This is a genomic window from Actinomadura rubrobrunea NBRC 15275 (assembly GCF_001552235.1).
Classification (GTDB): Bacteria; Actinomycetota; Actinomycetes; order Streptosporangiales; family Streptosporangiaceae; genus Spirillospora; species Spirillospora viridilutea.
This window is the reverse complement of record NZ_BCQU01000099.1, coordinates 1-23,606: the sequence shown is the minus strand read 5'-3', so window position 1 is coordinate 23,606 and position 23,606 is coordinate 1. Positions and strand designations below refer to the sequence as shown.

The 23,606-nt window shown below is 73.5% G+C and carries 21 protein-coding genes; 9 read left to right on the top strand and 12 right to left on the bottom strand.

The features are described from left to right. Position 1: 1 nt before the first annotated feature. Positions 2-505 (bottom strand): 5-(carboxyamino)imidazole ribonucleotide mutase, encoded by a 504-nt coding sequence (gene purE / locus AR3_RS24385; RefSeq protein WP_067917208.1) that lies wholly within the window; start codon positions 503-505, stop codon positions 2-4. Further along, positions 502-1,695, bottom strand: coding sequence for a 5-(carboxyamino)imidazole ribonucleotide synthase (locus AR3_RS24380; RefSeq protein WP_083951893.1), 1,194 nt, complete (start codon positions 1,693-1,695; stop codon positions 502-504). The genes purE and AR3_RS24380 overlap by 4 nt, the downstream gene beginning before the upstream one ends. Before the next feature lie 240 nt (positions 1,696-1,935). Between AR3_RS24380 and AR3_RS32400 the strand changes: the two genes are divergently transcribed. Next, positions 1,936-2,622 carry a GtrA family protein gene (locus AR3_RS32400; protein ID WP_067917204.1) on the top strand — a complete coding sequence of 229 codons (687 nt, stop codon included), beginning with the start codon at positions 1,936-1,938 and terminating at the stop codon, positions 2,620-2,622. Here the strand turns inward: AR3_RS32400 and AR3_RS24370 are convergent. Then, positions 2,606-3,883, bottom strand: coding sequence for an ATP-binding protein (locus AR3_RS24370; RefSeq protein WP_067917203.1), 1,278 nt, complete (start codon positions 3,881-3,883; stop codon positions 2,606-2,608). The genes AR3_RS32400 and AR3_RS24370 overlap by 17 nt on opposite strands. 289 nt (positions 3,884-4,172) lie before the next feature. Further along, positions 4,173-4,844 carry a response regulator transcription factor gene (locus tag AR3_RS24365; protein WP_019629095.1) on the bottom strand — a complete coding sequence of 224 codons (672 nt, stop codon included), beginning with the start codon at positions 4,842-4,844 and terminating at the stop codon, positions 4,173-4,175. A gap of 1,444 nt (positions 4,845-6,288) precedes the next feature. On the opposite strand from AR3_RS24365, the gene AR3_RS24360 reads away from it, so the two are divergent. Further along, the gene (locus tag AR3_RS24360; protein WP_067917202.1) at positions 6,289-6,495 is read left to right on the top strand and encodes a (2Fe-2S)-binding protein; all 207 of its coding nucleotides are present in this window, start codon (positions 6,289-6,291) and stop codon (positions 6,493-6,495) included. A 94-nt stretch (positions 6,496-6,589) separates the two neighbouring features. Next, positions 6,590-7,087, top strand: coding sequence for a bacterioferritin (bfr, locus tag AR3_RS24355; RefSeq protein WP_067917201.1), 498 nt, complete (start codon positions 6,590-6,592; stop codon positions 7,085-7,087). Between the two features lie 423 nt (positions 7,088-7,510). Here the strand turns inward: bfr and AR3_RS24350 are convergent, their stop codons facing one another. Then, positions 7,511-8,569, bottom strand: coding sequence for an adenylate/guanylate cyclase domain-containing protein (locus AR3_RS24350; protein ID WP_067917217.1), 1,059 nt, complete (start codon positions 8,567-8,569; stop codon positions 7,511-7,513). A 176-nt stretch (positions 8,570-8,745) separates the two neighbouring features. Further along, on the bottom strand, positions 8,746-9,615 hold the full coding sequence (locus AR3_RS24345; protein WP_067917199.1) for a biotin--[acetyl-CoA-carboxylase] ligase: 870 nt from the start codon (positions 9,613-9,615) through the stop codon (positions 8,746-8,748). A 60-nt stretch (positions 9,616-9,675) separates the two neighbouring features. On the opposite strand from AR3_RS24345, the gene AR3_RS24340 reads away from it, so the two are divergent. Beyond that, positions 9,676-10,458 carry an enoyl-CoA hydratase/isomerase family protein gene (locus AR3_RS24340; protein WP_067917197.1) on the top strand — a complete coding sequence of 261 codons (783 nt, stop codon included), beginning with the start codon at positions 9,676-9,678 and terminating at the stop codon, positions 10,456-10,458. A 48-nt stretch (positions 10,459-10,506) separates the two neighbouring features. Here AR3_RS24340 and AR3_RS24335 read toward each other — a convergent pair whose 3' ends face one another. After that, positions 10,507-13,113: a phosphoenolpyruvate carboxylase gene (locus tag AR3_RS24335; RefSeq protein WP_067917195.1), complete on the bottom strand. Its 2,607-nt coding sequence runs from the start codon at positions 13,111-13,113 to the stop codon at positions 10,507-10,509. A 195-nt stretch (positions 13,114-13,308) separates the two neighbouring features. Between AR3_RS24335 and AR3_RS24330 the strand changes: the two genes are divergently transcribed. The 5 genes from AR3_RS24330 (at position 13,309) to AR3_RS24310 (ending at position 18,564) form a co-directional block, all read left to right on the top strand. Further along, complete coding sequence (locus AR3_RS24330) at positions 13,309-14,901, top strand: acyl-CoA carboxylase subunit beta (protein WP_217998729.1); 1,593 nt, start codon at positions 13,309-13,311, stop codon at positions 14,899-14,901. A gap of 55 nt (positions 14,902-14,956) precedes the next feature. Further along, a complete protein-coding gene (locus tag AR3_RS24325) occupies positions 14,957-15,184 on the top strand; it encodes an acyl-CoA carboxylase subunit epsilon (protein WP_067917193.1) in 228 nt (75 codons plus the stop codon). 318 nt (positions 15,185-15,502) lie between these two features. Further along, positions 15,503-16,555 (top strand): NYN domain-containing protein, encoded by a 1,053-nt coding sequence (locus AR3_RS24320; protein WP_067917191.1) that lies wholly within the window; start codon positions 15,503-15,505, stop codon positions 16,553-16,555. Between the two features lie 80 nt (positions 16,556-16,635). Continuing rightward, the gene (locus AR3_RS24315) at positions 16,636-17,802 is read left to right on the top strand and encodes a YncE family protein (protein ID WP_146150403.1); all 1,167 of its coding nucleotides are present in this window, start codon (positions 16,636-16,638) and stop codon (positions 17,800-17,802) included. 144 nt (positions 17,803-17,946) lie between these two features. Continuing rightward, positions 17,947-18,564, top strand: a complete 618-nt coding sequence (locus tag AR3_RS24310; protein WP_067917187.1) for an SUKH-4 family immunity protein — start codon at positions 17,947-17,949, stop codon at positions 18,562-18,564. A gap of 16 nt (positions 18,565-18,580) precedes the next feature. Here AR3_RS24310 and AR3_RS24305 read toward each other — a convergent pair whose 3' ends face one another. The 5 genes from AR3_RS24305 to AR3_RS24285 are packed head-to-tail and all read right to left on the bottom strand — an operon-like array spanning position 18,581 to position 23,504. Beyond that, the gene (locus AR3_RS24305) at positions 18,581-21,865 is read right to left on the bottom strand and encodes a bacterial transcriptional activator domain-containing protein (RefSeq protein ID WP_083951887.1); all 3,285 of its coding nucleotides are present in this window, start codon (positions 21,863-21,865) and stop codon (positions 18,581-18,583) included. Positions 21,866-21,872: 7 nt separating this feature from the next. Further along, positions 21,873-22,310, bottom strand: coding sequence for a TadE/TadG family type IV pilus assembly protein (locus AR3_RS24300; protein ID WP_067917185.1), 438 nt, complete (start codon positions 22,308-22,310; stop codon positions 21,873-21,875). Beyond that, positions 22,307-22,798 carry a TadE family protein gene (locus AR3_RS24295; protein ID WP_227023412.1) on the bottom strand — a complete coding sequence of 164 codons (492 nt, stop codon included), beginning with the start codon at positions 22,796-22,798 and terminating at the stop codon, positions 22,307-22,309. The genes AR3_RS24300 and AR3_RS24295 overlap by 4 nt, the downstream gene beginning before the upstream one ends. After that, positions 22,795-23,271 carry a TadE family protein gene (locus AR3_RS24290; protein WP_083951885.1) on the bottom strand — a complete coding sequence of 159 codons (477 nt, stop codon included), beginning with the start codon at positions 23,269-23,271 and terminating at the stop codon, positions 22,795-22,797. Before AR3_RS24290 ends, AR3_RS24295 begins: the two co-directional genes overlap by 4 nt. Before the next feature lie 11 nt (positions 23,272-23,282). Continuing rightward, entirely contained in the window at positions 23,283-23,504 is a 222-nt protein-coding gene (locus AR3_RS24285; protein ID WP_067917183.1) for a TadE/TadG family type IV pilus assembly protein, read from the bottom strand. Positions 23,505-23,606 lie beyond the last annotated feature (102 nt).

The window sequence follows — 23,606 nt, the reverse complement described above, 5'->3', positions numbered from 1 at the left end:
GCTAGTCGCGCCCCAGGGTCTCGCGCAGGCGGGCGCCCTTCGCCTTGGCCTGGGCGTACAGCTCCTTCTGGAAGTCCGCCATCTTGGCGCGCAGCGTCTCGTCGGACGCGGCCAGGATGCGGACGGCCAGCAGGCCGGCGTTGCGGGCGGCGCCGACGGCGACCGTGGCGACCGGGACCCCGGCGGGCATCTGCACGATGGACAGCAGCGAGTCCATGCCGTCCAGGTGCTTGAGCGGCACCGGCACGCCGATCACCGGCAGCGGCGTCACCGAGGCGAGCATGCCCGGCAGGTGCGCCGCCCCGCCCGCCCCCGCGATGATCACCCGCAGGCCGCGGGACGCCGCGTCCGTCCCGTAGGCGATCATGTCGTGCGGCATGCGGTGCGCGGAGACCACGTCGGCCTCGTACGGCACGCCGAACTCCTCCAGCGCCTCGGCGGCGGCCTTCATCGTCGGCCAGTCCGAGTCGCTGCCCATCACGACGCCCACCACCGGGCCGGTCATGCGTGCTCCTTCATCGCGGGGCCCCAGCGCAGGTAGTCGGCGGCGTGACGGGCGCGGGCGCGGACCTCGTCCAGGTCGTCGCCGAGCGCGGTCACGTGGCCGATCTTGCGTCCGGGCCGGGGCCGTTTGCCGTACATGTGCACCCGCACCGCGGGGTCGTGCGCCATGACGTGCACGTACCGGGCGTAGACGGCGTCCGCGCCGTCGTCCGGGCCGCCGCCGAACACGTTGGCCATGACCACGTACGGGGCGGTGGCCTCGGTGGAGCCGAGCGGCAGGTCCAGGACGGCCCGCACGTGCTGCTCGAACTGCGAGGTGCGGGCGCCCTCGATCGTCCAGTGCCCGGAGTTGTGCGGCCGCATCGCCAGCTCGTTGACGACCAGGCCGCCGTCGGTCTCGAACAGCTCGACGGCCAGGATCCCGGTGACGTCGAAATGCTCGGCGATGTCGAGGGCCAGGCGGTGGGCCTCGGCCGCGGTGTCGTCGTCCAGGCCGGGCGCGGGGCAGATCACCTCGTGGCAGACGCCGTCGCGGTTGACGGTCTCCACGACCGGGTACGCGGCGCCCTGGCCGTAGGGGGACCGGGCGACCATCGCCGCCAGCTCCCGGCGGAACGCCACGTGCTCCTCGACGAGCAGGTCCACCCCGTCGGCCAGCAGCCGGTCCACCAGCTCGCGCGCGTCGCGGTCGAGGTCGTTCAGCACCCAGACGCCCTTGCCGTCGTAGCCGCCCCGGGTCGCCTTGACCACCACCGGCAGGCCGTGCTCGCGGGCGAAGGACTCGAGGAACGGCAGCGGCTCCTCGCGCGGCACGCGCGCGAAGGCCGGGCACGGCGCGCCGAACGACGACAGGCGCTCGCGCATGACGAGCTTGTCCTGGGCGTGCAGGAGGGCGGCCGAGCCGGGGCGGCAGGGCGTGCCCGCCTCCTCCAGGGCCTTGATGAGCTCTTGGGGGACGTGCTCGTGGTCCCACGTCACCACGTCGCAGTCCTTGGCGAAGGCGCGCAGGTCGTCGAGGGACCGCTCGTCGCCGATCCGCACGTCGGCGCAGACCTGCGCGGCCGCGTCGTCCGGGTCGCGGGCCAGCACCCGCAGAGGCACTCCCAGGGAGATCGCCGCCTGGTGGGTCATGCGGGCGAGCTGGCCGCCGCCCACCATTCCGACAACCGGCGTCTGAGCTGGATGCTTCACGGGCAAAGGCTATCGGGCGGCGACAAATGAACCGACGCGGCGTTCCAGGCATCCGATGGGGTGTGATGTCCTTTCCCAGGGGCAGGAACTGACCCGGGTAGGACGAACGTTCAGCTTCTGACGTCTCACGGGCACCATGCGTCTATTCTCGTTTTGGCCCCGGCGTGAGCGCGGGGCTCCGGGCCACGTGCCGGTGAGCCCGATCCCAGCATCCGAAGTCCGAGAGGACGGTTCCCCTTCGTGAGCCTGGTCGTCAATCTCTACCGACGTTTCGCGCACATCGTGCACGAGCTCGCGAAGTTCGGCAGCGTGGGCGCGGCGGCGTTCGTCATCACGGTCGCCGTGGGCAACGCGCTGCACTCCGGGCTGGGCATGGGCCCGCTGTCGTCCAACGGCATCGCCACCGTGGTCGCCACCACGTTCGCCTACCTGGCCAACCGCTACTGGACGTTCCGGCACCGCGACCGCACCGGGATGGGCCGCGAGTACGTGCTGTTCTTCGCGCTGAACGGCGTCGGCCTGGTGATCACGCAGCTGGTGATCGGGTTCACCTACTACGTGCTCGGGCTGAACGGCGCGCTGGCCTACAACGCCTCGCTGATCATCGGCACCGGGGTGGCGACGCTGTTCCGCTTCTGGTCGTACAAGAAGTGGGTGTTCCTGCCCGTGACGGCGCCGCAGGTGGACCCGGCGTCCGGGCTTCCCGAGGCGGGCGGCTCCCCCGCCTCCGCCGGGACGCCCGTCCGCACGGCTCCGGCCGCCGGTGCGCCGGTCGACGACTCCGTCCACCCCGCCCGCGTGGACGGGACGTTCAACGGGCAGGCGGTGAACGGGCAGACGGTCAACGGGCAGACGGTGAACGGGCAGGCGGTGAACGGCCGGGCCGCCGAGAGGGCGCGCCGCACGGCCGTCAGACCGGGCCGCTGACCACCCGCTCCTCCGCCAGCCGCGCCTCCGACGCCTGCCGCAGGAACACCCCGAACACCGCCGGGCGGGCCTGGATCAGCTCCAGCCGCCCGCCGTCCACCACCGCCAGCGACCGGGCCAGGTACAGCCCGAGCCCCGTGCCCTTGCCGCTGGTGACGCTGCGTTCGAAGATCCGCGGTTCCAGCTCCGGCGGGATCCCCGGCCCCTCGTCGCCGACCTCGACCACCACCGAGCTCGCCCCCTGCTTCGTGGTGATCGTGACGGTGCCGGCGCCGTGCACCAGGGAGTTGTCCAGCAGCGTGGCGATGATCTGGGACAGCCCTTCCGGACTGGTCATGCCGATGAGGCCGGGCTGCCCGGTGATGCGGATGTCGCGGCCGTCCCGGCGGAAGATGGGCCGCCACTCCTCCACCTGCTGGGCGATGATGCCGTCGATCTTCGAGGGCACCGCCGCGCCGGTCCGGTCGTGCCGGGACCGGGCCAGCAGCTGCTCGACCACCGCGACCAGCCGCTCGGCCTGCGTGACCGCGGCCGCGCCCTCCTCGCGCACCACGTCGGGGTAGTCGGCCGCCTCGATCATCTCCTCCAGCCGCATGGACAGCGCGGTCAGCGGGGTGCGCAGCTGATGGCTGGCGTCGGAGGCGAACTCCCGGCTGGCCGCCAGCAGGTCGGCGATCCGCACCGCGCTGCGGTCCAGGACCTCGGCGACGCGGTCGACCTCGGGGATGCCGTACCTGCGGCGGCGCGGCCGGGCGTTGCCGCTGCCCAGCCGGTCGGCGGTCTCGGCCAGGTCGATCAGCGGCAGGGTGAGCTTGCGGGCCTGCACCATGGCCAGGCCCACGGTCACCGCGACGCCCAGCGCGGCCAGGGTGCCGATGAGCAGCAGCTGGCGCAGCGCGGCGTCGCGCACCTCCCGGGCCTCCTGGGACACCTGCACGTGCGCGCCCCCGGCGGCGGCCGTGGCGGTGAGCAGCTCGGTGCCGCGCGGCGGACGCGCGCCCGCCGTCACCATCCGGTTGCCCGGCAGGGTGATCGTGATGAACCGGCCCGGATACTCCTGGGCGATCTTCTGCGCGCTGATCGGCTGGCCGGACTCCAGGCTGAATCCGACGCCGCCCAGGATGGATCCGGCCTCGCGTTCCAGCGACTGCCGGGCCTCCTCGTAGATCAGCTTGTGCGTGGCGTAGGCGAGGGGTATGCCGAGCAGCAGGATCGCCACGACCGCCACCGCGAGCGTCGACAGGAGCAGTCGGCGCCTCATCAGGGCTCCTTCGGGGACGAAGCCATGATCACGCGGTCCCTCCTCCGCATGGACGGTCACGGGCCCGGCCCTGTGCGCGCACGCACGGCGCGCAGCGCGCGCACGCCGCGTGCGCCGCGCGGGCGGACCCCGTGCGGCACGGGAACGGGCGGCGACGCCGGCGGGCCCCGGGCACGAACGCACTCCCCCGGCGGGCCGGCGCGTCCTGGCGCGCTCGAAGCTCCCGCCGGGCATGCGACAACCCGGCCCGGCGCGGACCGCGGAACCGCGGGCTCATGGCGGCCGGGTTCTAGTCGCCGCGTTCGAACCGGAAGCCGACGCCCCGCACCGTGGTGATGTAGCGGGGGCTGCCGGCGTCGTCCCCGAGCTTGCGGCGCAGCCAGGAGATGTGCATGTCGAGCGTCTTGGTGGAGCCCCACCAGTTGGTGTCCCACACCTCCCGCATGATCTGTTCGCGGGTCACCACCTTGCCGGCGTCGCGCACCAGGACGCGCAGGAGGTCGAACTCCTTGGTGGTCAGCTGGAGCTCCTGGTCGCCCATCCAGGCGCGACGCGACTCGGCGTCGATCCGCACGCCCTGCACGATCGGAGTCTCGGTGCTGCCGCGGCGCAGGAGGGCGCGGACCCGCGCCAGGAGCTCGGCGAGCCGGAAGGGCTTGGTGACGTAGTCGTCGGCGCCCGCGTCCAGCCCGACCACCGTGTCCACCTCGTCGGCACGGGCGGTGAGGATCAGGATGGGCACGCCGTGGCCTTCGGCGCGGACTCGGCGCGCCACCTCCAGGCCGTCGAGCTCGGGCAGTCCGAGATCGAGCACGATGAGGTCCACGCCGCCTCCGAGCGCCCGTTCCAGCGCCTGCGGGCCGTCCGGGCTGACTTCCACGGTGTACCCCTCGCGCCGCAGCGCGCGAGCCAGGGGCTCGGAGATGGACGTGTCGTCCTCGGCGAGCAGTACTGAGGTCATGTGTCGATCGTATGACCATTCATGAACGTTTCCCGGCACCCTCCACGCTCTTGACCTGCGGTTTGCCACACGTAGTACATCCTCGAACACGCAGGAATCACGACTAATCAGGACTCACTCGGGCGTAACGCCCCAGTCACCGACTGTCACTACGATGGAGTCCGAGGGTCGCGCGGCGGTCAAGCGGTCGCACGCGAAGGCGACCGAACGAGTCACGCGCCGGCACCCGCCCCCGCGCGCGGCCACGAACGCCCGAAATGAGCAATCCACCCCTACTCACGCCATTGACCCGCCTTTGCGAATCCCTCGCGGTCGCCGTCGACCAGGGCACCGCCAGGCGAGATCGCCACGACGCGCCGAAGAGGCTTCGCCATCCGAGCAGGTCAGTGTGGCGGGCCTCGTGGACTTCGTCCCAGTCCAGGAAGAAATCCCGAAAGTTTTCCACAGCCTGTGGATCATGGGTCTCGGCAGGCGCACGGCGGCCGCGCATCTGCGCCGTCGGAGGACGTCCTGCGCGACCAGAACGGGCCGCTCATACGGGCGGACGAGGGTCGTCCCACTCTCGGGATCATGGTCGCCCTCGGCTCCGGTCGACCGGGCGCCGATGCTCGCCCTGACGGAGCCGCCCGTCGGCCTTGTCCCGCGTCAGCGCGAAACCGCGCGCGGCCAAGCAGCGCGCTCACGAGCAAGGCGCAGCCGTGCAAGGACAGCCGCGGCAGCCCCGGGCGCAGCCGGAGTCCAGGTAGGACTTCGCCGTCATCGGGGACGAAGCCTGGGCGGCCCGCTCCCGGGCCTGCTTCCGGCGAGAGAACGCAGGGGACCCAAGCTGCACCGGCATTACGGCTGCCTCGATCCACGCCGTCCTCGCGTGGCGACGGCGGCGAGGCGGTCGGCGGGGAGCAGGAGGCCGTCGGGTGGAGGTGGGTGAGTCGACGACCGTGGATTCGGCCATCGGCACGAGAGGGGCCGATTCGTTCTATCCGCCACGTTTGCGCAACTCAGCGGGCTGTCGGATGGTCGGCGCGAGGGGGCGCAGACCGCCAGGACGCCCGCCGCAGCCGCTGAGAGCGCCAGAGAGACGCGAAAGGGCCACGACGCGTATAGCTTCAGTTGCGAGGCGTATGCGAGCCTCTACAGGGCTCTCATCCATCCTGCTGGTCGGGGGTGCGGTCGCGCCTTGCACCACGTTCTCAGACCTGGACGATCGACCCCCTCTGCCCACCCTGTGATGCGTCCGGTCGACGGTGCTCTGAGTCGCCTGCACACCTGGTCGAACCAGCCGGACCTTGTGCGAGGTAGGTCACACCGATCGTGATTCCTCTGGTCAGACCGGACATCTTTCCACTATCTTAGGCATGCCTTACCTTATTGAGGGCAGCCTAAGTTGGCATCCGCGCGGTGCCGCCAAGTGTCGGAGAGGTCAGCGAGGAAGGTCCCCCGCCGCATGTACGTCTGCATCTGCTACGCCGTCACGGAGGACGACGTTCGCGGTTGCCTTGCACAGGGGGCCTGCACGGCACGCGAGGTCCGCGCGGCCTGTGGCATGAAGCCCGGCTGCGGCGCGTGCACCAAGCGGCTGTACGGCCTGATCCGGCAGTACGGCACCGAGGCCGACGACGAGAGGAGGACCGTCCGCCCGACAGCGGCCTGAGCGAGCCTTTCCCGTCCGGCCCTGTACGGTTCGGTTGACGCCGTACAGGGATTTGGTGCTGTCCACATCGACACGGACGTGGAACCATGTCGTCATGGAAGGCGACAAGGACATCATCAACCTGCTGAACGAGCAGCTCACCGCGGAACTCACCGCGATCAACCAGTACTTCCTGCACGCCAAGATGCAGGAGAACTGGGGATACACCCGGCTCGCCCGGCACACGCGGGAGGAGTCCATCGACGAGATGCGGCACGCCGAAAGGCTCACCGACCGCATCCTGTTCCTCGAGGGCCTGCCCAACTACCAGAAGCTCAACACGCTGCGCATCGGCCAGACGGTCGTGGAGCAGCTCCGCGCCGACCTGGAGATCGAGATGGAGGCCGTGGCGCGGCTGCGGCCCGGCATCGAGTTGATGCGCTCGCGCGGCGACGTCACCTCCGCCCGGATCTTCGAGGAGATCCTCGCCGACGAGGAAGAGCACATCGACTACCTGGAGACCGAGCTGGCCCTGGTCGAGTCGCTCGGCGAGCAGAACTACCTGCTGCGCCTGACCGACGCTCCCGGCGAGAACGCGCCCAGCCCGACGTGACCTTCCTTCCGTAACGCACGAGCGCCGTCGCGCCCGCCCGGACGTTTCGGTCACGCGAGTGTCCGTGGTTCGACGCCCCGCGCCGCGCGCGGACCGCACGTCGGCGCCGACGGTGTGCGTTTGGAGCCTGGTGGATTCCGGCAGGATCGCCCGTGCCGTCTCGGATGCGCGCGTCCACGCCGTCCACGCCGAGCGCCTCGGTGACCACCGCGACGGCGAGCGGGCCCCGCCAGGTCGCCGCGCCGCCGCGACCGTCACCGAGCTGGAGGCCGAGCCGCATCCGCTGCTCGTACCCTCGGCGGCGGCTCGTCATCTCACGGGAGCCGGCCGTCCAGGGCATGCGCGAGGCCGACGTCTTCCCGTCCGAGGAGACACCCGGGGCGCCGTCCCCCGCCGGACGGCCGCGCGGGACCCGCGGGCGGGTCAGGCGGACGAGGGGCGGGAGCCGTTGGGGGACATGCGACGCAGCACGTACGGCTGGATGATGCCCAGGCCGCGGACCGGGCGCCGCACGATCCGGGTGGTCTGGAACGCGGGCTCGTCCCGCAGCTCGGCGGCCAGCTCCGCGTCGATCACCACGGTGCCGGGCCGGGCCAGCGCGGTCAGCCGGGCCGCGCGGTTGACGGTGGTGCCGAACACGTCCCCCATCAGCGGCAGCACCGGCCCGTAGGCCACGCCCACCCGCACGTCCGGCACCTCGGTCTCGTCCTTGACGGCGGCGGCGATGCTCAGCGCGATCTCCGCGCCGACCGCCGGGTCGTCGGCGCAGAACAGCACCTCGTCGCCCAGCGTCTTGACCAGCCGACCGCCGCACGCGGCGACGATGTCGGAGGCGGTCTCCTCGAAACGCTCCACCAGCCGCGCCAGCTCCAGCTCCTCCAGCTCCCGGCTGACCTGGGTGAACGACACCATGTCGGCGAAGCCGACCGTGGTGGGGCTGCGGGTGGCCGGGCCGGACTGGTCGCCGTCGCGGGCGGCGGCCGAGGCCAGCGCCCGCGTCCCGGCGGCGGCGAGCTGGCGCCGCCAGGCGTGCACCACCAGCGGCTGGAAGTCGTCCAGGTACTTGTCGGCGATGTCGACGATCGACTGGATCGCCTCGGCCGGCGGAGGGTCGCCGAAGTCGCCCCGGCGCAGCATGCTGGTGAGCAGGTTGATCTGCCACTCGGCCAGGCGGGCCATGGTCTGCCCGAAGGCCCGCACCATGCGCACGACCGAGTCCTCGTCCAGCACGCCCTCGTCGATCAGGCGCTTGAGCCGGATGAGCGCGGCCACGTCCCCCTCGGTGTAGGCCACGGCCTCGTCCGGCATCGACGGGTAGCCGAAGGCCCGCCACACCCGTCCGGAGAACTCCCGGGTGACGCCGGACAGCCGCACGGCGTCGACGCGGGTGTAGCGCAGCCGCCCGCCCAACAGGAGCTCCTCGACCTCCTTGGGGTCGGGCAGCCCGGGGTCGGGCGGCCCATCCGGCAACCCAGCAGACATCTCCATGCCCTCCGCCTGCCGGCGACGTCCCGGACGTCGGCGGCGGTTCGTGGTGCGCTTACGGTACGCCTCCCTGCGCGACATATCGTGGCAGACGCGTTCCGGGAAGTGGCCATCGGTCCGCCAAAGACCTGACTCGCCCGCTTTATGGGCGTTCCTGCAAATCGACGCAAATGTCACCGTACGTGGACGACGTCTCCGGCGCTGACCATGTGCTCCTCGCCGTCCGCGGCGACCACCAGGCCCCCGGCCGCGTCCACGTCGCGGGCCGTGCCGTCCAGCACCCGGTCCCCCGGCAGCGTCACCCGCACCGACCGGCCGAGCGTGGCGCACAGCCGCTTGTAGGCGGTGCGCAGGCCGCTGCGCTCGGGGTCGCCGTCCAGCGCCTGCCAGTCGCGGTACCAGTCCTCGAACTCGCGCAGGATCGCGCGCAGCAGCGGCGCCCGGTCGCTGAGCGTCGCGCCCTCGATGTGCAGCGAGGTCGCGGTGGGCACCGGCAGCTCGTCGGCGCGCAGGCCGACGTTCAGCCCGACGCCCACGACCGCCGCGTCGTCGATCTTCTCGACCAGGATCCCGGCGAGCTTGCGCTCGCCCACCAGCAGGTCGTTGGGCCACTTGAGGCGCACGTCCACAGGACTCCCGCCCTTTTCGGCGGCTCCGTTCGCCTGCTCGGCGGCCGGGGGCGTCCAGGCGGTCATGTGCCGCACCGCCGTGGCGACGGCCACCCCGGTCAGCAGCGACAGCCAGCCCAGCCGCACCGTCGGGACCGACGGACGCAGCAGCAGCGAGAACATCAGCCCCGACCGCGGCGGCGCCGACCACCGCCGGCCGAGCCTGCCGCGCCCGGCCGTCTGCAGCTCGGTGACCAGCACGGTGCCCTCCGGCGCGCCCTCCCGCGCCCGGGCCGCCAGGTCGGCGTTGGTCGACCCGGTCTCCGGGACGACCCGCACGTCGGTCCACAGCGCTCCCGGCCGCACCAGCAGGCGGCGCAGCGCGCCCTCGTGCAGCGGCGGCCGGTCCAAGTCCGTGTACGGTGACTCGCTCACCGCTCCATCCAACCGCACCCCGCGATCAGCGCCGCGCGGGAGAGACCCTAGAGTGCTGGCGTGGACGGAGTGACGTTGCGGCGGGACGACGAGAACCCGCACGTGGCCGAGATCGTGCTGGACCGGCCCGAGGCCCTCAACGCGATCTCCTCGGCGCTGGCGCGGCGGCTGACGCGGGTCTGCGCCGAGGTGGCGGCGGACTCGTCCGTGCGCGCGGTGGTGCTGAGCGCCGCGGGCGAGAAGGCGTTCTGCGTGGGCGCCGACCTCAAGGAACGCAGGACCATGACCGACGACGAGCTGCTGGCGCAGCGGCCGGTGCTGCGCGCCGCGTTCCGCGGCGTGCTCGACATGCCGCAGCCGGTGGTGGCGGCCGTGCACGGGTACGCGCTCGGCGGCGGCTGCGAGCTCGTCCTGTCGTGCGACCTGATCGTGGCCGACGAGACCGCGGTGTTCGGCCTCCCCGAGGTGAGCGTCGGGCTCGTGCCCGGAGGCGGCGGCACCCAGCTGGCCATCCGCCGGCTGGGCGTGGGACGGGCCGCCGACCTGGTGCTGACCGGACGCCGCCTGGGCGTCGACGAGGCCGAGAAGTACGGCCTGGTGGACCGGCGCGTCCCGGCCGGGAAGGCCCGGGAGGAGGCGCTGGCGATCGCCGCGACGATCGCCGGGAACTCGCCCACGGCGGTGCGGGCGGCCAAGCGCGCGATGCGGCTCGGCTGGGGCGTCGGCCTGGACGCCGGGCTGGACATCGAGGAGAACGCGTGGCGGTCGGTGGCGTTCTCCCCCGACCGCCGCGAGGGCATCGCCGCGTTCAACGAGAAGCGCAAGCCGAACTGGCCGAGCTGAGCCGCGCGCCCGGGCGCGGGCCGCGGGGCGCGCGCCCGGGCGCCTAGTTCAGCCGGTGTTCTGCAGGCCCGCGGCCACGCCGTTGACCGACAGCAGGAGCAGGTCCTCCAGACGCTCCCGTTCGGCGTCGTCCTCGACGCCCGCGCGCAACGCCTTGAGGGCGCGCAGCTGCAGGTGGGACAGGGCGTCGACGTACGGGTTGCGCAGCTCCACCGCCCGCGAGAGCACCCGCCGGTTCGCCAGCAGCCGCTCGTGCTCGGTCACCGCCAGGACGAGCGACCGGGTCCGGTCGTACTCGGCCAGCACCCGCTCGGTCAGCTCCGGGCGGCCGCCGAGCGCCAGGTAGCGCTCGGCGATGGCGCGGTCGGCCTTGGCCAGGCTCATCTCGGCGTTGTCCATCAGCGCGGCGAACAGCGGCCAGGACCGGTAGGCCTCGCGCAGCTCGTCCAGCCGCCGGCCGCCGTCGGACACGGCGGCCAGTCCGCTGCCCAGGCCGTACCAGCCGGGCAGGTTGACGCGGGTCTGCGTCCAGGCGAACACCCACGGGATGGCCCGCAGGTCTTCCAGGCCCCGGGCCTTCTTGCGGCGCGCCGGGCGCGACCCGATGCGCAGCTCGGAGATCTCCTCCAGCGGGCTGACCCGGCCGAACCACTCGGCGAAGCCCTCGGTCTCGATCAGCTCGCGGAACGCCGCGCGCGCCGCGTCGCTGATCTTGTCGGCCAGCGGGCGGAACCGGGCGGCGGCGGCGCGGATGCGCTCCTGCACCGCGTCGGTGGACGCCAGCAGCACCGCGTTGGTGACCTGCTCGATGTGCCGGCGGGCGATCTGCGGGTGCCCGTACCGCGCGAAGATCACCTCGCCCTGCTCGGTGACCTTGAAGCCGCCCGCGACCGAGCCGGGCGCCTGCGCCAGGATCGCGCGTCCCGCCGGACCGCCGCCGCGGCCCAGCGACCCGCCGCGGCCGTGGAACAGCGTCAGCCGCACGTCGTTGCGGGCCGCCCACGCCACCAGCGCCTCCTGCGCGTCGTACAGCCGCAGCGTGGCGGTGGTCGGGCCGAGCTGCTTGGCCGAGTCGGAGTAGCCGAGCATGACCTCCAGGCGACGGCCGGTCTGCTCCAGGCGGCGCCGCACGGCGGGGATCTTCAGCATCCCGTCCAGCACGGCCGGGGCGCGGTCCAGGTCCTCGCCGGTCTCGAACAGCGGGATCACGTCCAGCACCGGCGTCTGTTCGAGGGACTCGGCCAGCTCGTACACGGCGGCGATGTCGTCGGCCGAGCGGGTGAACGACACGATGTAGCGGCGGCAGGCGCGCTCCCCGAAGCGGTTCTGGATCCACGCCACCACTCGCAGCGTGTCCAGCACCTCCTCGGTCATCTCGCTCAGCGCGCCGCCCGCGCGCACCTCGGCCAGCGCCTGCTCGTGGACCTCCGAATGCTGGCGGATCTCCAGTTCGGCCAGGTGGAAGCCGAACGTCTCGACCTGCCAGATCAAGTCCTGCACGCGGCCGTACGCCTGCCGCACCGCGCCCGCCGCGGCCAGCGACTCCTGGACGACGCGCAGGTCGGCCAGCAGCTCCTCCGGGGAGGCGTAGGCCAGGTCGGCGTCGCGTTCGCGGGTGGCGGCGATGCGGTCGGCCGCGTACAGCAGGAACTGCCGGTGCGGCTCGTCCGGCGACCGCTTGGCGATCTCGGCGAAGCGGGCGGGGTGGGCGGTGCGCGCGGCGGCGAGCCGGTCGCGCAGCGCCGCCGACGGCGGGGTGGTGGACGCGTGGACGGTCAGCTCCCGGCCGATCCGGGCGCAGGTGTTCCCCAGGGCGCGCAGCACGTGCTCGGCCTGGATCGCGATCGCGTCCCGGGTGACCTGCGCGGTCACGTACGGGTTGCCGTCGCGGTCGCCGCCGATCCAGCTGCCGAAGCGCAGGTAGGAGCGGGCCAGCGGCGGACGGGCGCCGGTCGCGGGGTCGAGCGCGGCGTCGAGGGCGCGGTAGACGCGCGGCACCACCCGGTAGATCGTCTCGTCGAACGCGGCCATCGCGGTGCGGACCTCGTCCAGCGGGTCCATCTGGGTGCGCCTGCGCAGCGCGGTGCGCCACAGCAGGTCGACCTCCTCGCGCAGCCGGCGCTCCAGGTCGGCGCGGTCGCCGGCGCCCGGCTCGGCGTTGAGCGCGGCCAGCAGGTCGCTGATCCGCTGGATCGCGGTGACCACGGCGCGGCGGCGCGCCTCGGTGGGGTGGGCGGTGAAGACCGGCCGGAACTCCAGCGCGTCCAGCACCCGCCCGATCCGCTCGGCGTCCCCCTCTTCGGCCCGGCCGGTCGCGGAGATCTCCTCCACCGCCGCGGCGATCGAGCCGCGCACGGGCGCGTCGCCGCCGCTGTCGCGCTCGCGCAGCGTGCGGATGCGGTGGTGCTCCTCGGCCAGGTTGGTCAGGTGGAAGTACACGGTGAACGCGCGGGCGACCTGCACGGCCCGTTCCAGGGACCATCCGTCGACCAGCGCGGCCACCTCGTCGATGTCGACCTCGCCGCGACGCGCGCCGATCACCGCGTGCCGCAGCCGCTCGACGTCGTCGAGCAGCTCCCGGCCGCCGTACTCGACCAGGCTGTCGCCCAGCATGGAGCCGAGCAGCCGCACGTCCCGGCGCAGCGGCTCGGGCATGTCCTGACGGAGGGTGTCCCGCGTGTTCGTAACCACACCGCCCAGCGTAGTGAGCGGCGGAAGGCCCGGTCTTCACCAGCCTGTTCCTTGCGCGGCCGCCCGGTGACGGCCCGTCCGGCGGCCCGGGAGGCCATGTCGCCGCAGGCGGGCGCCCCGGAAGAATCCGCACGCCGACGGCGGGTTAATCTGGCCCGCATGGCGATGGAAGCTCCGGAGCCGGCGGTCGACATCGACATCCACACGACCGCCGGGAAGATCGCGGACCTGGAACGCCGCCGGTACGAGGCGGTGCACGCGGGGTCGCAGCGTGCCGTCGAGAAGCAGCACGCCAAGGGCAAGATGACCGCGCGCGAGCGGATCGACGCGCTGCTGGACCCGGGCTCGTTCGTGGAGTTCGACGAGCTGGCCCGGCACCGGTCGACCAACTTCGGGATGGAGAAGAACCGTCCCTACGGCGACGGCGTGGTCACCGGCTACGGCACCATCGACGGACGGCACGTGGCGGTCTTCAGCCAGGACTTCACCGTCGCGGGCGGGTCTCTCGGCGAGGTGTTCGGCGAGAAGATCTGCAAGGTCATGGACCACGCGCTGAAGACCGGCTGCCCGGTGATCGGCATCAACGACTCCGGCGGCGCGCGCATCCAGGAGGGCGTGGTCGCGCTCGGCCTGTACGCCGAGATCTTCAAGCGCAACGTGCACGCCTCCGGGGTGATCCCGCAGATCTCGCTGGTGATGGGGCCGTGCGCGGGCGGCGCGGTGTACTCTCCCGCGATCACCGACTTCATCGTCATGGTCGACAAGACCTCGCACATGTTCATCACCGGCCCGGACGTGATCAAGACGGTGACCGGCGAGGAGGTCACGTTCGAGGAGCTGGGCGGCGCGCACGCGCACGCCACCCGTTCGGGCGTGGCGCACTACCAGGCCTCCGACGAGCACGACGCCTTCGAGTTCGTCAAGGCGCTGCTGTCCTACCTGCCGTCCAACAACCTGTCCGACCCGCCGGTGTTCGAGGCGCCGGACGACGCCGACGAGACCGACCCCGAGCTGGACACGCTGATCCCGGACTCGCCCAACCAGCCGTACGACATGCACACCGTCATCGAGCACGTGCTGGACGACGGCGAGTTCCTGGAGCTGCACGCGCAGTTCGCGCCCAACATCATCGTCGGGTTCGGGCGCGTGGAGGGCCGCGCGGTCGGCGTGGTCGCCAACCAGCCGATGCAGTTCGCCGGGACGCTGGACATCCACGCCTCGGAGAAGGCGGCCCGGTTCGTGCGCACCTGCGACGCGTTCAACGTGCCGGTGCTGACGTTCGTGGACGTGCCCGGCTTCCTGCCCGGCACCGACCAGGAGTGGAACGGCATCATCCGGCGCGGCGCCAAGCTGCTGTACGCCTACGCCGAGGCCACCGTCCCGCTGGTCACGGTGATCACCCGCAAGGCGTACGGCGGCGCCTACGACGTCATGGGCTCCAAGCACCTGGGCGCCGACATCAACCTGGCCTGGCCGACCGCGCAGATCGCGGTGATGGGCGCGCAGGGCGCGGTGAACATCCTGTACCGGCGCGAGCTGGCCGCCGCCGAGGACCCGGACGCGCGGCGCGCCGAGCTGATCACCGAGTACGAGGACACGCTGGCCAACCCGTACATCGCCGCCGAGCGCGGCTACGTGGACGCGGTGATCAAGCCGTCGGAGACCCGGCCGTACGTGATCAAGGCGCTGCGGGCGCTGCGCGACAAGCGCCGGACGCTGCCGCCGAAGAAGCACGGCAACATCCCGCTGTGACGTGATCGATCGACGAATCGATCGACGAGGTGGTCCCGGAGGAGGGGTGCGGCCGATGCCCGAGAACACGCCGTTCCTGCAGGTGGTGCGGGGCGATGCGACGCCCGAGGAGGTCGCCGCGCTGGTCGCGGTGCTGACCGCGCGCGCCCGGGCGGCCGCCGCTGCCGCCGCGGAGCGGAGCGGGCCGAGCGCGTCGCGGTGGGCCGACCGTTCCCGGATGATGCGCCGCCCGCTGCCCGACCGCGGTCCGGGGGCGTGGCGGGCCGCCTTCCCGCTGAGGTGACCCCGACGGCCGGGGGACGACAGCCGGGTGACGACGGCCCGGGGACGACGGCCCGGGGACGACGGCCGGGGGACGACGGCCGGGTGACAGGGCCTTCCGCGGCGGGGGACGCCGTCCTTTCCCCTCCGGCGGGTCCGGTTCAGGCCTGAGGTGTTGGCGCCGCGCGCGCTCGACCGGTAGCGTCGCGCGGACCTCCCGGGGCGGGCCGCGCACGCGTGTGCGACGCCCGTCCCGGGAAAGCTGAGCCTAGAAGGAGCAGGCCAATGTAACCGCGGTTCACTCACGGGAACAGGGCCTGCGCGAATAAGGTGAAAGGCCATGGCCACCTCGGAGTTCGTCCCACAGCCCGCGCGATACGCCGTGTTCGTCGACGCGGGATACCTCTACGCGGCCTCCGGTGCCCTGCTTCTCGGCTGCAGCTCCCGGCGCGAGTACCGGGTGGCCGCCGAAAAGCTCATCAAAGCGCTGACCAGCCACGCCGACGAGCAGCTGCTGGGCGAGCTGCTGCGCGTCTACTGGTACGACGCGGCGCCCAAGAAGCAGCCCACGGTCGACCAGCGCGTCATCGCCAACCTCCCCCTGGTGAAGCTGCGCCTGGGCAACCTGAACGCCCAGGGCCAGCAGAAGGGCGTGGACGCCCAGCTGCGCAACGACCTGGAGGCGCTGGCGCGGCACCGCGCGATCACCGACGCGGTGCTGCTGGCGGGAGACGAGGACATGCTGCCCGCGGTGGAGGCGGCGCAGCGCTACGGGGTGCGCGTCCACCTGTGGGGCGTGGAGCCGACGCACGGCTCCAACCAGGCCGAGTGGCTCGTGTGGGAGTCCGACACCGTCGAGGTGCTGCCGGCCGACTTCCTGCGCCCGTACTTCACCAAGGCCAAGGCGCTGCCGGTGCCGACGACGCCGCCGGACGCGGCCGCGGTGCGCGACGGCGCCGGGCCGCGCGCCCCCGTCCCGTCGCCGTCGGAGGTGTTCGCAGGACGCACCCCGGCCGTCCGGCCGTCGGCCGCTGCGCTCGGCCACGGCTCGCCGGTGCGGCAGGGCGCGCCCAACTCCTCCGGGCAGGTGAACCACACGTCCCCGGGCCACGGCCTGGGCGAGGGCAAGCTCGGCCCCGACCGCGCCCACATGCTGGAGATCGGCGAGCACGTCGCCCAGAAGTGGATCTTCGAGCGGGGCCGGGACAACATCCGGGACCTGCTGCCCGGCCCGATCCTGCCGCCGGTCATCGACAAGGAGCTGCTGATCGAGGCGGAGAAGGAGCTCGGCGGGTCGCTGCGCCCCTACCAGGAGGCCCGCACCTGGCTGCGCGACGGGTTCTGGGAGCGGGTCTACCGCGAGTTCGGAATCGGCATCGGAAAGTCGTCCTGAGCCCCGGCTCCCCCCGGGCTTTGAGAAACGTTTCGTGATGGGACGGGCACGGCGAGTGCTCCGCCGCTACAGTTCCCGCCGTGTTGGCAGGATCCGGACGACGGATGACCGCCGCGGCGATCGCGTGCTGCGTGGTGTCGGCGTGCGAGTCGCCCGTGCCGTTCTACCCGCCCGGTGAGGGCCCGCCGGACGACCCGGTGATCGGACTGGGCGGTCCCGCCCCGGTCGCGGTCGCGACGCGTCCCCGCCCGACCGCGGAGCCGCCGACCGCGCCGCCCGACGTGTACGCCGCCACCCGTGCGGGCGTGCTGAGCCCCGCGATCCGCGCGCTGCCGCCCCGCCTGTACGTGCCGAACGCCGCGACCGGCGCCGTGGACGTGCTGGCGCTGCCCGGCGGACGCCTCGTCGGCCGCCATCCCGTGCCCGGCGGGCGCCGCGGCCGTGTCGTCCCGTCCTGGAACCTCACGTGGCTGTGGATCGTGGGACGCGACGGCCTGACGCCGGTCAACGCGCGCAGCGGACGCCGGGGCCGGGTGCGTCCCGTCCCGCGAGTCAAGGGCCTCTACTTCGCCGGGCACGGACGCGACGCGGTGACGGTGACCGCGCGCAGCGTCGTCTTCCGCCATCCGGTGACCATGCGGGCCCGCGCCGCCCTCCGTCTTCCCTGCACCGGAACGCCCCACGCCGACCTGTCCGCCGACGAGGACGTGCTGCTGCTGTCCTGCGTCCGCCCGGGCCGGCTGGTCCGGATCGACGTGGCGCGCCGCGTCGCCACCGGCGTACTGACCCTGCCCGCCGGCTCCCATCCGCTGGACGTGCGGCTGTCCCCCGACGGCTCCCTGTTCTACGTGGCCGACCCGGTGAAGGGCGGGGTGTGGCTGGTGGACGCCGCCGGCCTGCGGACGACGGGGTTCATCCCCACCGGCCCGGGGGCGCACAGCCTTCTCCCCAGCCGCGACTCCCGTTCCCTGCACGTCCTCGGCGACGGCTCTCTCACCACGCTCGACGTGGCGACCCGCCGCGTGACTTCCCGCCGGCGCCTGCCCTACGACGACGCGTCGGCACCGGCCGGTCTCACCTCGGACGGCACCGCCTTGTGGCTCACCGCCCCTGGAAGGGTCTACGCGTTCTCGCCCCGCACGGGCCGTCCGACCCGCACGCTGCCGGTGACCGGCCGTCCCGCGAACGCACTGCTCTACCCCCAGCCCGCCCACCACTCCCTCGGCGGCACCAACCGCTTCCGCTGAACGGCCGTCCTCCTCAAATCGGAGGCGGGTGGCATCAGAACGGGCGGGGCCGATCGCGAGGGTCGGTGGTAGGAAAGGGCCCATGCCGAGAAGCCGCTCACACCTTGAGCCGTGGTCCGCTCCGGTGTTCGGGAGGGGGCTGCCGTGCCGGAACGGGTGACGCGCGAGCAGCTCGTCGAGGTGTTCGGCGAGGACGCGGTGGTCCGGGTCCCGGACGAGGCGATCCCCTCTGACGTCACGCACGCATTCACCCGGGCCTTCCTCGCCGAGACGGGGGTGCCGGGCGCGAGCGAGGTGGAGTTCATCGAGTTCGACGAGGGCATCGGCGACGGGCTCACGCCGTTGCGCGACTCGATCCTGTTCACCGGAGCGGGCTGGGACCTTCCCGCCGGGTTCGAGAACGCCTACTACCTCGGCGACGCCAACGGCGCCGTGCCGATCACGATCGCGCTGGACGGCGCGTCCGGCGCGGTCTACGCGATCTCCGAGACGGAGGACGAGCCGTATCTGATGAACTCCGACATCGAGTCGCTGGTGTTCTTCGCCTACACGCTGGAACGGCACCGGGAGCTGTTCAGCGACGACTACCACGAGCAGCACGGCGGGCAGGTCGACGGCGAGGACACCTACGAGCGGGCCGCGCGGATCATCGAGGAGGAGTGGCGGGCCCACGACCCGGCGCCGTTCGCGGTGCCGGAGGGCGAGATCATGAAGGTGTGGCCGAACGTCCTGGACGACATCTCGTCGGCCGCGCTCGGCTGACCCGGCCCGCGCCGCGTCAGCGGGCGGGGGCGCGCTGCACGGACGGGACGAGTTCCTCGATCAGCGCCTCGGTCTCCGGCTGCAGTTCGTCGTAGGCGGAGCGGCCGAGCAGGCGGGAGCGCATCTCGTCGACGACCATGCGCACCTGGGTCTCGTCGCCGGTGGCGTGGGTGGCGCGCAGCAGGTCGCGCCACAGCCCCTCGTCGTCGGGGGCCAGGCGGAGGCCGGCGCGGGCCGCGGTGACGGCGCCGCGGGCGTCGCCCTCGTCCAGGCGCAGCACGGCCAGGCGGTGCGCGACGTCGATGACGCGGGCGGTCACCTCGTACTCCAGGTCGTCGTCCGCCAGCCAGCCGTAGCGGCCGCGCGGCCGGTCGGCCAGCACGGGGCCGCGCACCAGGTCCAGCGCGTACGACATGTAGGCGGTCTCGGACGCGGGTTCGGCCGCCGACCGCCACACCAGCCAGCGGAACACCGCCCAGTCGACCCGCACTTCCGAGCCGAGCCGGATGCGGCCCCGCTCGTCGTAGTACAGGTTGGGGCGGCCCCGGGCGTCGCGGCCCAGCCAGTCCGACACGCGGGCGATGGACGCGTCGCGCACGCCGGCGCTGACGCCGCGCGGCCAGATCGCCCCGCCGAGCACCGTGGGGTGCACGCCGTTCGGGTGCGTGGCCAGGTAGACGAGGATCTCGGTGCACAGTTCGCGGCGGCTCTCGTCGATCGGGCCGGGCGCGTCGATCTCGATCGGGCCGAGCAGCCGGATGTCCACGGCCGACTGCCCGGTGCCGGGCGGCTCGGCCGCGTCGCCCCGCCCCCTGTCGGCGGCCCTGTCGTCGGCCCTGCCGTCAACCCTGTCGTCGGTGACGTCGGGCAGCGGCACCGGGTCCAGGCGCCCGGCGGTGCGGAACAGGTCGACGACGGCGCGGTAGTGCTCCTGCGGGATGAGCTGGGCCTGCACCTCGAAGCCGAGCACCCCGGCGTGCAGGCGGCCCGCCGCGTCCAGCTCCCAGGTCCAGGTGGCGCCCTGCACCTCGCCCGCCACCAGGTAGCCGGCGGCCATCCGGGTGCCGGTGCGGGCCAGCGCGACCAGCCGGTCGGCCTCCCGCTCGGTGGGCCGCTCCGCCATGATCAGGTAGTGCGGCATCCACGCCTCGCCGAACAGGCCGCGGCAGCGCCCGGTGAGCACCGAGTCGACGCCGGAGGCGGCCAGCGCCTGCCGCACCTCCTCGCTGCGGCCCTCCAGCTCGGGCAGGGCCTCGTCCAGGGTGTCGACGACGCGGATCCGGTCGGGCGCGATCTCGGCCAGGCCCGCGCCGAGCTCGCGGTCGAACCCGACGAGCGTGATGCGCATGTGGTCCGACCAGCGGTTGACGGCCAGTTCGAGGGCGATCGCGGCGAGCGCGGAGCGGCGCGCGTCCGGCGGCCCGTTCAGCGCGATCAGGCCGTGCGCGGCCTCCAGGTCGACCAGGATCCGGCCGGTGGGGTTGGTGCCGATCGACACCAGACCGGGGTAGGGGGCGAGGACGTCGCCGAGGTCGGCCGCCTCCAGGGCGGGCAGGGCGTCGGCGCGCAGCCGCCACACCTGGCCGTCGTCGTACGCCTGCCAGGGGGCGGGCGGGTTCGGGTCGGCCGGGGAGATCCACAGGTCGAGGCCGGCCGAGCCGAGGTGCACCGCGTAGACGGTGGGCAGGGCGCGCCCTTCGGCGGCCATCGACCGCGACAGGTGCCGCAGCCCCAGGTCGAGCAGGTGCGCGGCGTCCTCGTCGGCGCCGATCCGCAGCGCCTGCTCCGCCCGCGCGGCGGCGCCCTCCGGCCGCTTGATCATGTGTCCGGCCGCGCGGTGCCACATCTGGACGCGCCGCCGCCTGCCGAGCGCGCCGAGCAGCCCGGCGGCCAGCAGCGACGCCGCGGCGAGCCCGTGCGGCCAGTCCATCTCGAACGGCAGGACGGAGCCGTCGCCGCGGCCCGGCACGCTGGCGCCGCCGGTGTCGGCGCCGCCGCCCAGTTCGGCGGTCGGCCTAGGCGCGTGCGTGTGCGGCGCGGACGTGGCGGGCGCGGACGTAGCGGGCGCGGACGTGGCGGGCGCGGACGTGGCGGGCGCGGACGTGGCTGGCGCGGACGTGGCGGGGGCGGAGGTGGCGGGCGCGGGAGTCTCGGGCGCCTTGGTCTGGGACGGCTGCGGTGCGGGGGTCTGGACGGGCTTGGCCGTGGACGGTGCCGGAGCCGGAGCCTGCGGCGCCGGTGTCTGCGGGGCGGGCGTCCGGTGGGCCGGTGGCTGCGCGGGGGGTGCCTGGTGACCCGGTGTCTGCGGGGATGGTGTCCCGGGTGCGGCGGTCGAAGGGGCGGGCGTCGGAGCGGCGGGTTTTTCGGGCGCGCCCTGCTCCGGGGCGGGACGCGGCTTGGGCGCGGGCTTGTCGGGGACGGCGTGCCCGTACCGGAAGTACTCGTCGAGCTCCTCGACGGGGATGATTTTGGCGCCCACCGCGTCCTCGGGCATCTCCAGGATCCAGCCGGGACGGATCAGGCTGGCGATCGTCAGACGGCTGCCGTCCGGCTGGACGCGGCCCTTGTTGAGCGCGTAGATCTCCTTGTAGCGGCGGCCGTCGCCCAGGCACTTGTCGGCGATCTCCCACAGGCTCTCGTGGTGCCGCCCCTCCGGCGGCTGCACCCGGTAGATCTTGGTGGTGCGGGACGACCGCTCCGGGGCGTCGGCGTGCGCGGGCGCGGCGTGCTCGGCCGGGGCGGCCTGCGGCTCGGCGGCGACCGCGGCCACCGGCCGCAGCTCCTGCGCCTGCGTCTGGACCGGCCGCTGCTGGTGCAGCTCCCGGCCGGTGAACGCGGGCATGACCGCCGTGGTGGCGGTGAACAGCAGCAGCGCCGTCACCACGAGCCGGTGCACCAGCGACTGGGTGCCGCCCGCCAGCGGCACCCGGGCGGGCACGCCGATGCCGCGCACCGCCGCGTACACCTCGACGACCACGCACAGCGCGAACTGCAGCCAGGCCAGCCACACCAGGGCGACCAGCACGGTGATCAGGGCGCTCTCGCCCATCCGCTGGGTGAGGTCGGCGACGCTCGGCGGCCGGTCGGGGATGGGCGAGCCGAACACCGTCAGCAGCGCGTACGGCACGCCGACCAGCAGGGCGGCCAGCGCGACGATCGCGCCCAGCGCGGCGAGGATCTCGCGCGGCCCGCGGCGTCCGCCGCCGCGGGGGAACGCGCCCTGCGTCTGCGCCAGCCGCGGCGCCCTGCCCAGCCCGGGTTCGGCGCCGGTCGGGGGGTTGCCTGTCCGCCGTACCGTCATCTGACCCTCATCCATCGTCTCCGCTGGTGACCGGATGGGCCGACGCCGTCGAGGTCATCGTAAACTCCCCGAACCCCGGCACGATGGACAGCAGCTGCGGCCGGACCGTCAGCTGCACGGTCACCTGCACGCTCTCCTCGTCGGCCGCGCAGCTGCGGCCGGTGACGTCCTCGCCGTAGGCGTCCAGCAGCGCGCACGCCGCCACCCGCGCCCGGCCCGGGTCGATGACGGGCCGGCCGGTGCGGCGCAGCGCGTCGGCGTCGATCTCGTTGGCGCCCGCCCGCGCGGCCTGCTCGGCCATGTCGGCGGCGCGCTGCCGGGCGTGGATGGCCAGTCCTCCGTCCACCAGCAGCCCGGCCAGCAGGAACACCGTCGGGGTGAACAGCACCACGTAGGTGGAGATCGTGCCGCGGTCCCGCGGGCCGCGGCCGAGGCGACGGCTCATCGCTGCCTCCCCGCGTCCGCCGGGCCGCCGACGACGTCGGTGCCCCGGTAGGTGTAGGTGTCGATGGGCGCGACGGCCCTGCCGCGCAGCGTCTTGGTGCCGGGCAGGCCGATCAGCGTCAGGTCGCTCAGGTCGACGTCGCACACGATCGTGACCGCGACGCGTCCGCCGGGACGCCAGTCGCTGGTGTCGGTGTCGACGCGCGGGCCGCCCGCGCACCAGTGGTTGCCGGCGAGGTCGGCGCGGGCGGCCTCGTCGGCGAGCCGCACGGCGGCGCCCGCGCTGCGCCCGACGGACGCGGCCCGCACGGCGTCGCGCGCCGCGCCGTCCAGCTGGCTCTGCGCGTCCACCACCCGGCCCGCCGCGGCCAGCAGCATGAGGAACGCCACGAAGATGGGCGCGACCAGCACCAGCTCCAGCGACATGGAGCCCGCGTCCGCCGCGCGGCGCGCGCCCGCCGCCGGGCGCCCGCACGTCAGCCGAGTCATCCGGCCCCCCTCTCGCAGGCTGTGCCCTCCCCCACGTCCGGGCGGAAGCATTCGATGGGCCCCTGGGACCGCTGCGTGACGCGGAAGGTCAGGAACGGGATCACGCGCACCGCCTCCCCGCTGACCTCCACCCAGCGCTGGTCGCCGGTCTCGCCCGTCCGCACCGTCAGCCCGCTGATGAGCTGCGAGCCGATCTGGCGGACGTCGCCGGTCGCCTTGGCCACCGCCGCGTCCTCCCACCCGGCGCCGACCGGCTGGGTGCGCGCGACCCGGGCGCCCGCCTGCGCCGCCGCGAGCGCGACGTGCCGGGCGTGGTACACCATCGCGAACTGCACCACGCACAGCATCACCAGGATCAGGACGGGCGTCAGCAGCGCCCACTCCAGCGTGGACGCGCCGGCGTCGCCGCGCCCGTCCCCCGCGGGCCGCGGCGCGGTGCGCGACCGGATGCGGACACTGGGCGGAGCGGGCATCGCGGGCCGCCTCAGCCGGTCTTGATGTTGCCGGCGGCCTGCTCGACCTTCTGCTTGATGAGCACGCCGACGCCGAGGGCGATGGCGGCCAGCAGCGCCGTGATGATGGCCCATTCGATCGCCGAGGCGCCGCGGTCGCGGGCCTCCCCGGAGCGCAGCCGGTGCAGCCGGTCGCCGAGCAGGGCCCTCAGGTAGAGGATGGCCGGATCGTTCAGCGGATTGGTGGGTCGCATCGCTTCTTCTCCTCGCCGGAGTCGGGGTTTCGCGGGGCCGGGGTGCGGTCGTCGCTACGGCCGTCGTCGCTACGGTCGTCGTCGCTACGGTCATCGTCTAGG

What these genes read in the sequence shown, in the direction of transcription:
- purE (WP_067917208.1), bottom strand. Translation starts at nt 505, where the DNA reads ATGACCGGCCCGGTGGTGGGCGTCGTGATGGGCAGCGACTCGGACTGG.
- AR3_RS24370 (WP_067917203.1), bottom strand. Translation starts at nt 3,883, where the DNA reads ATGAGGCGCCGACTGCTCCTGTCGACGCTCGCGGTGGCGGTCGTGGCG.
- AR3_RS24365 (WP_019629095.1), bottom strand. Translation starts at nt 4,844, where the DNA reads ATGACCTCAGTACTGCTCGCCGAGGACGACACGTCCATCTCCGAGCCC.
- AR3_RS24360 (WP_067917202.1), top strand. Translation starts at nt 6,289, where the DNA reads ATGTACGTCTGCATCTGCTACGCCGTCACGGAGGACGACGTTCGCGGT.
- bfr (WP_067917201.1), top strand. Translation starts at nt 6,590, where the DNA reads ATGGAAGGCGACAAGGACATCATCAACCTGCTGAACGAGCAGCTCACC.
- AR3_RS24350 (WP_067917217.1), bottom strand. Translation starts at nt 8,569, where the DNA reads ATGTCTGCTGGGTTGCCGGATGGGCCGCCCGACCCCGGGCTGCCCGAC.
- AR3_RS24335 (WP_067917195.1), bottom strand. Translation starts at nt 13,113, where the DNA reads ATGCCCGAGCCGCTGCGCCGGGACGTGCGGCTGCTCGGCTCCATGCTG.
- AR3_RS24330 (WP_217998729.1), top strand. Translation starts at nt 13,309, where the DNA reads ATGGCGATGGAAGCTCCGGAGCCGGCGGTCGACATCGACATCCACACG.
- AR3_RS24325 (WP_067917193.1), top strand. Translation starts at nt 14,957, where the DNA reads ATGCCCGAGAACACGCCGTTCCTGCAGGTGGTGCGGGGCGATGCGACG.
- AR3_RS24320 (WP_067917191.1), top strand. Translation starts at nt 15,503, where the DNA reads ATGGCCACCTCGGAGTTCGTCCCACAGCCCGCGCGATACGCCGTGTTC.
- AR3_RS24305 (WP_083951887.1), bottom strand. Translation starts at nt 21,865, where the DNA reads ATGACGGTACGGCGGACAGGCAACCCCCCGACCGGCGCCGAACCCGGG.
- AR3_RS24300 (WP_067917185.1), bottom strand. Translation starts at nt 22,310, where the DNA reads ATGAGCCGTCGCCTCGGCCGCGGCCCGCGGGACCGCGGCACGATCTCC.
- AR3_RS24295 (WP_227023412.1), bottom strand. Translation starts at nt 22,798, where the DNA reads ATGACTCGGCTGACGTGCGGGCGCCCGGCGGCGGGCGCGCGCCGCGCG.
- AR3_RS24290 (WP_083951885.1), bottom strand. Translation starts at nt 23,271, where the DNA reads ATGCCCGCTCCGCCCAGTGTCCGCATCCGGTCGCGCACCGCGCCGCGG.
- AR3_RS24285 (WP_067917183.1), bottom strand. Translation starts at nt 23,504, where the DNA reads ATGCGACCCACCAATCCGCTGAACGATCCGGCCATCCTCTACCTGAGG.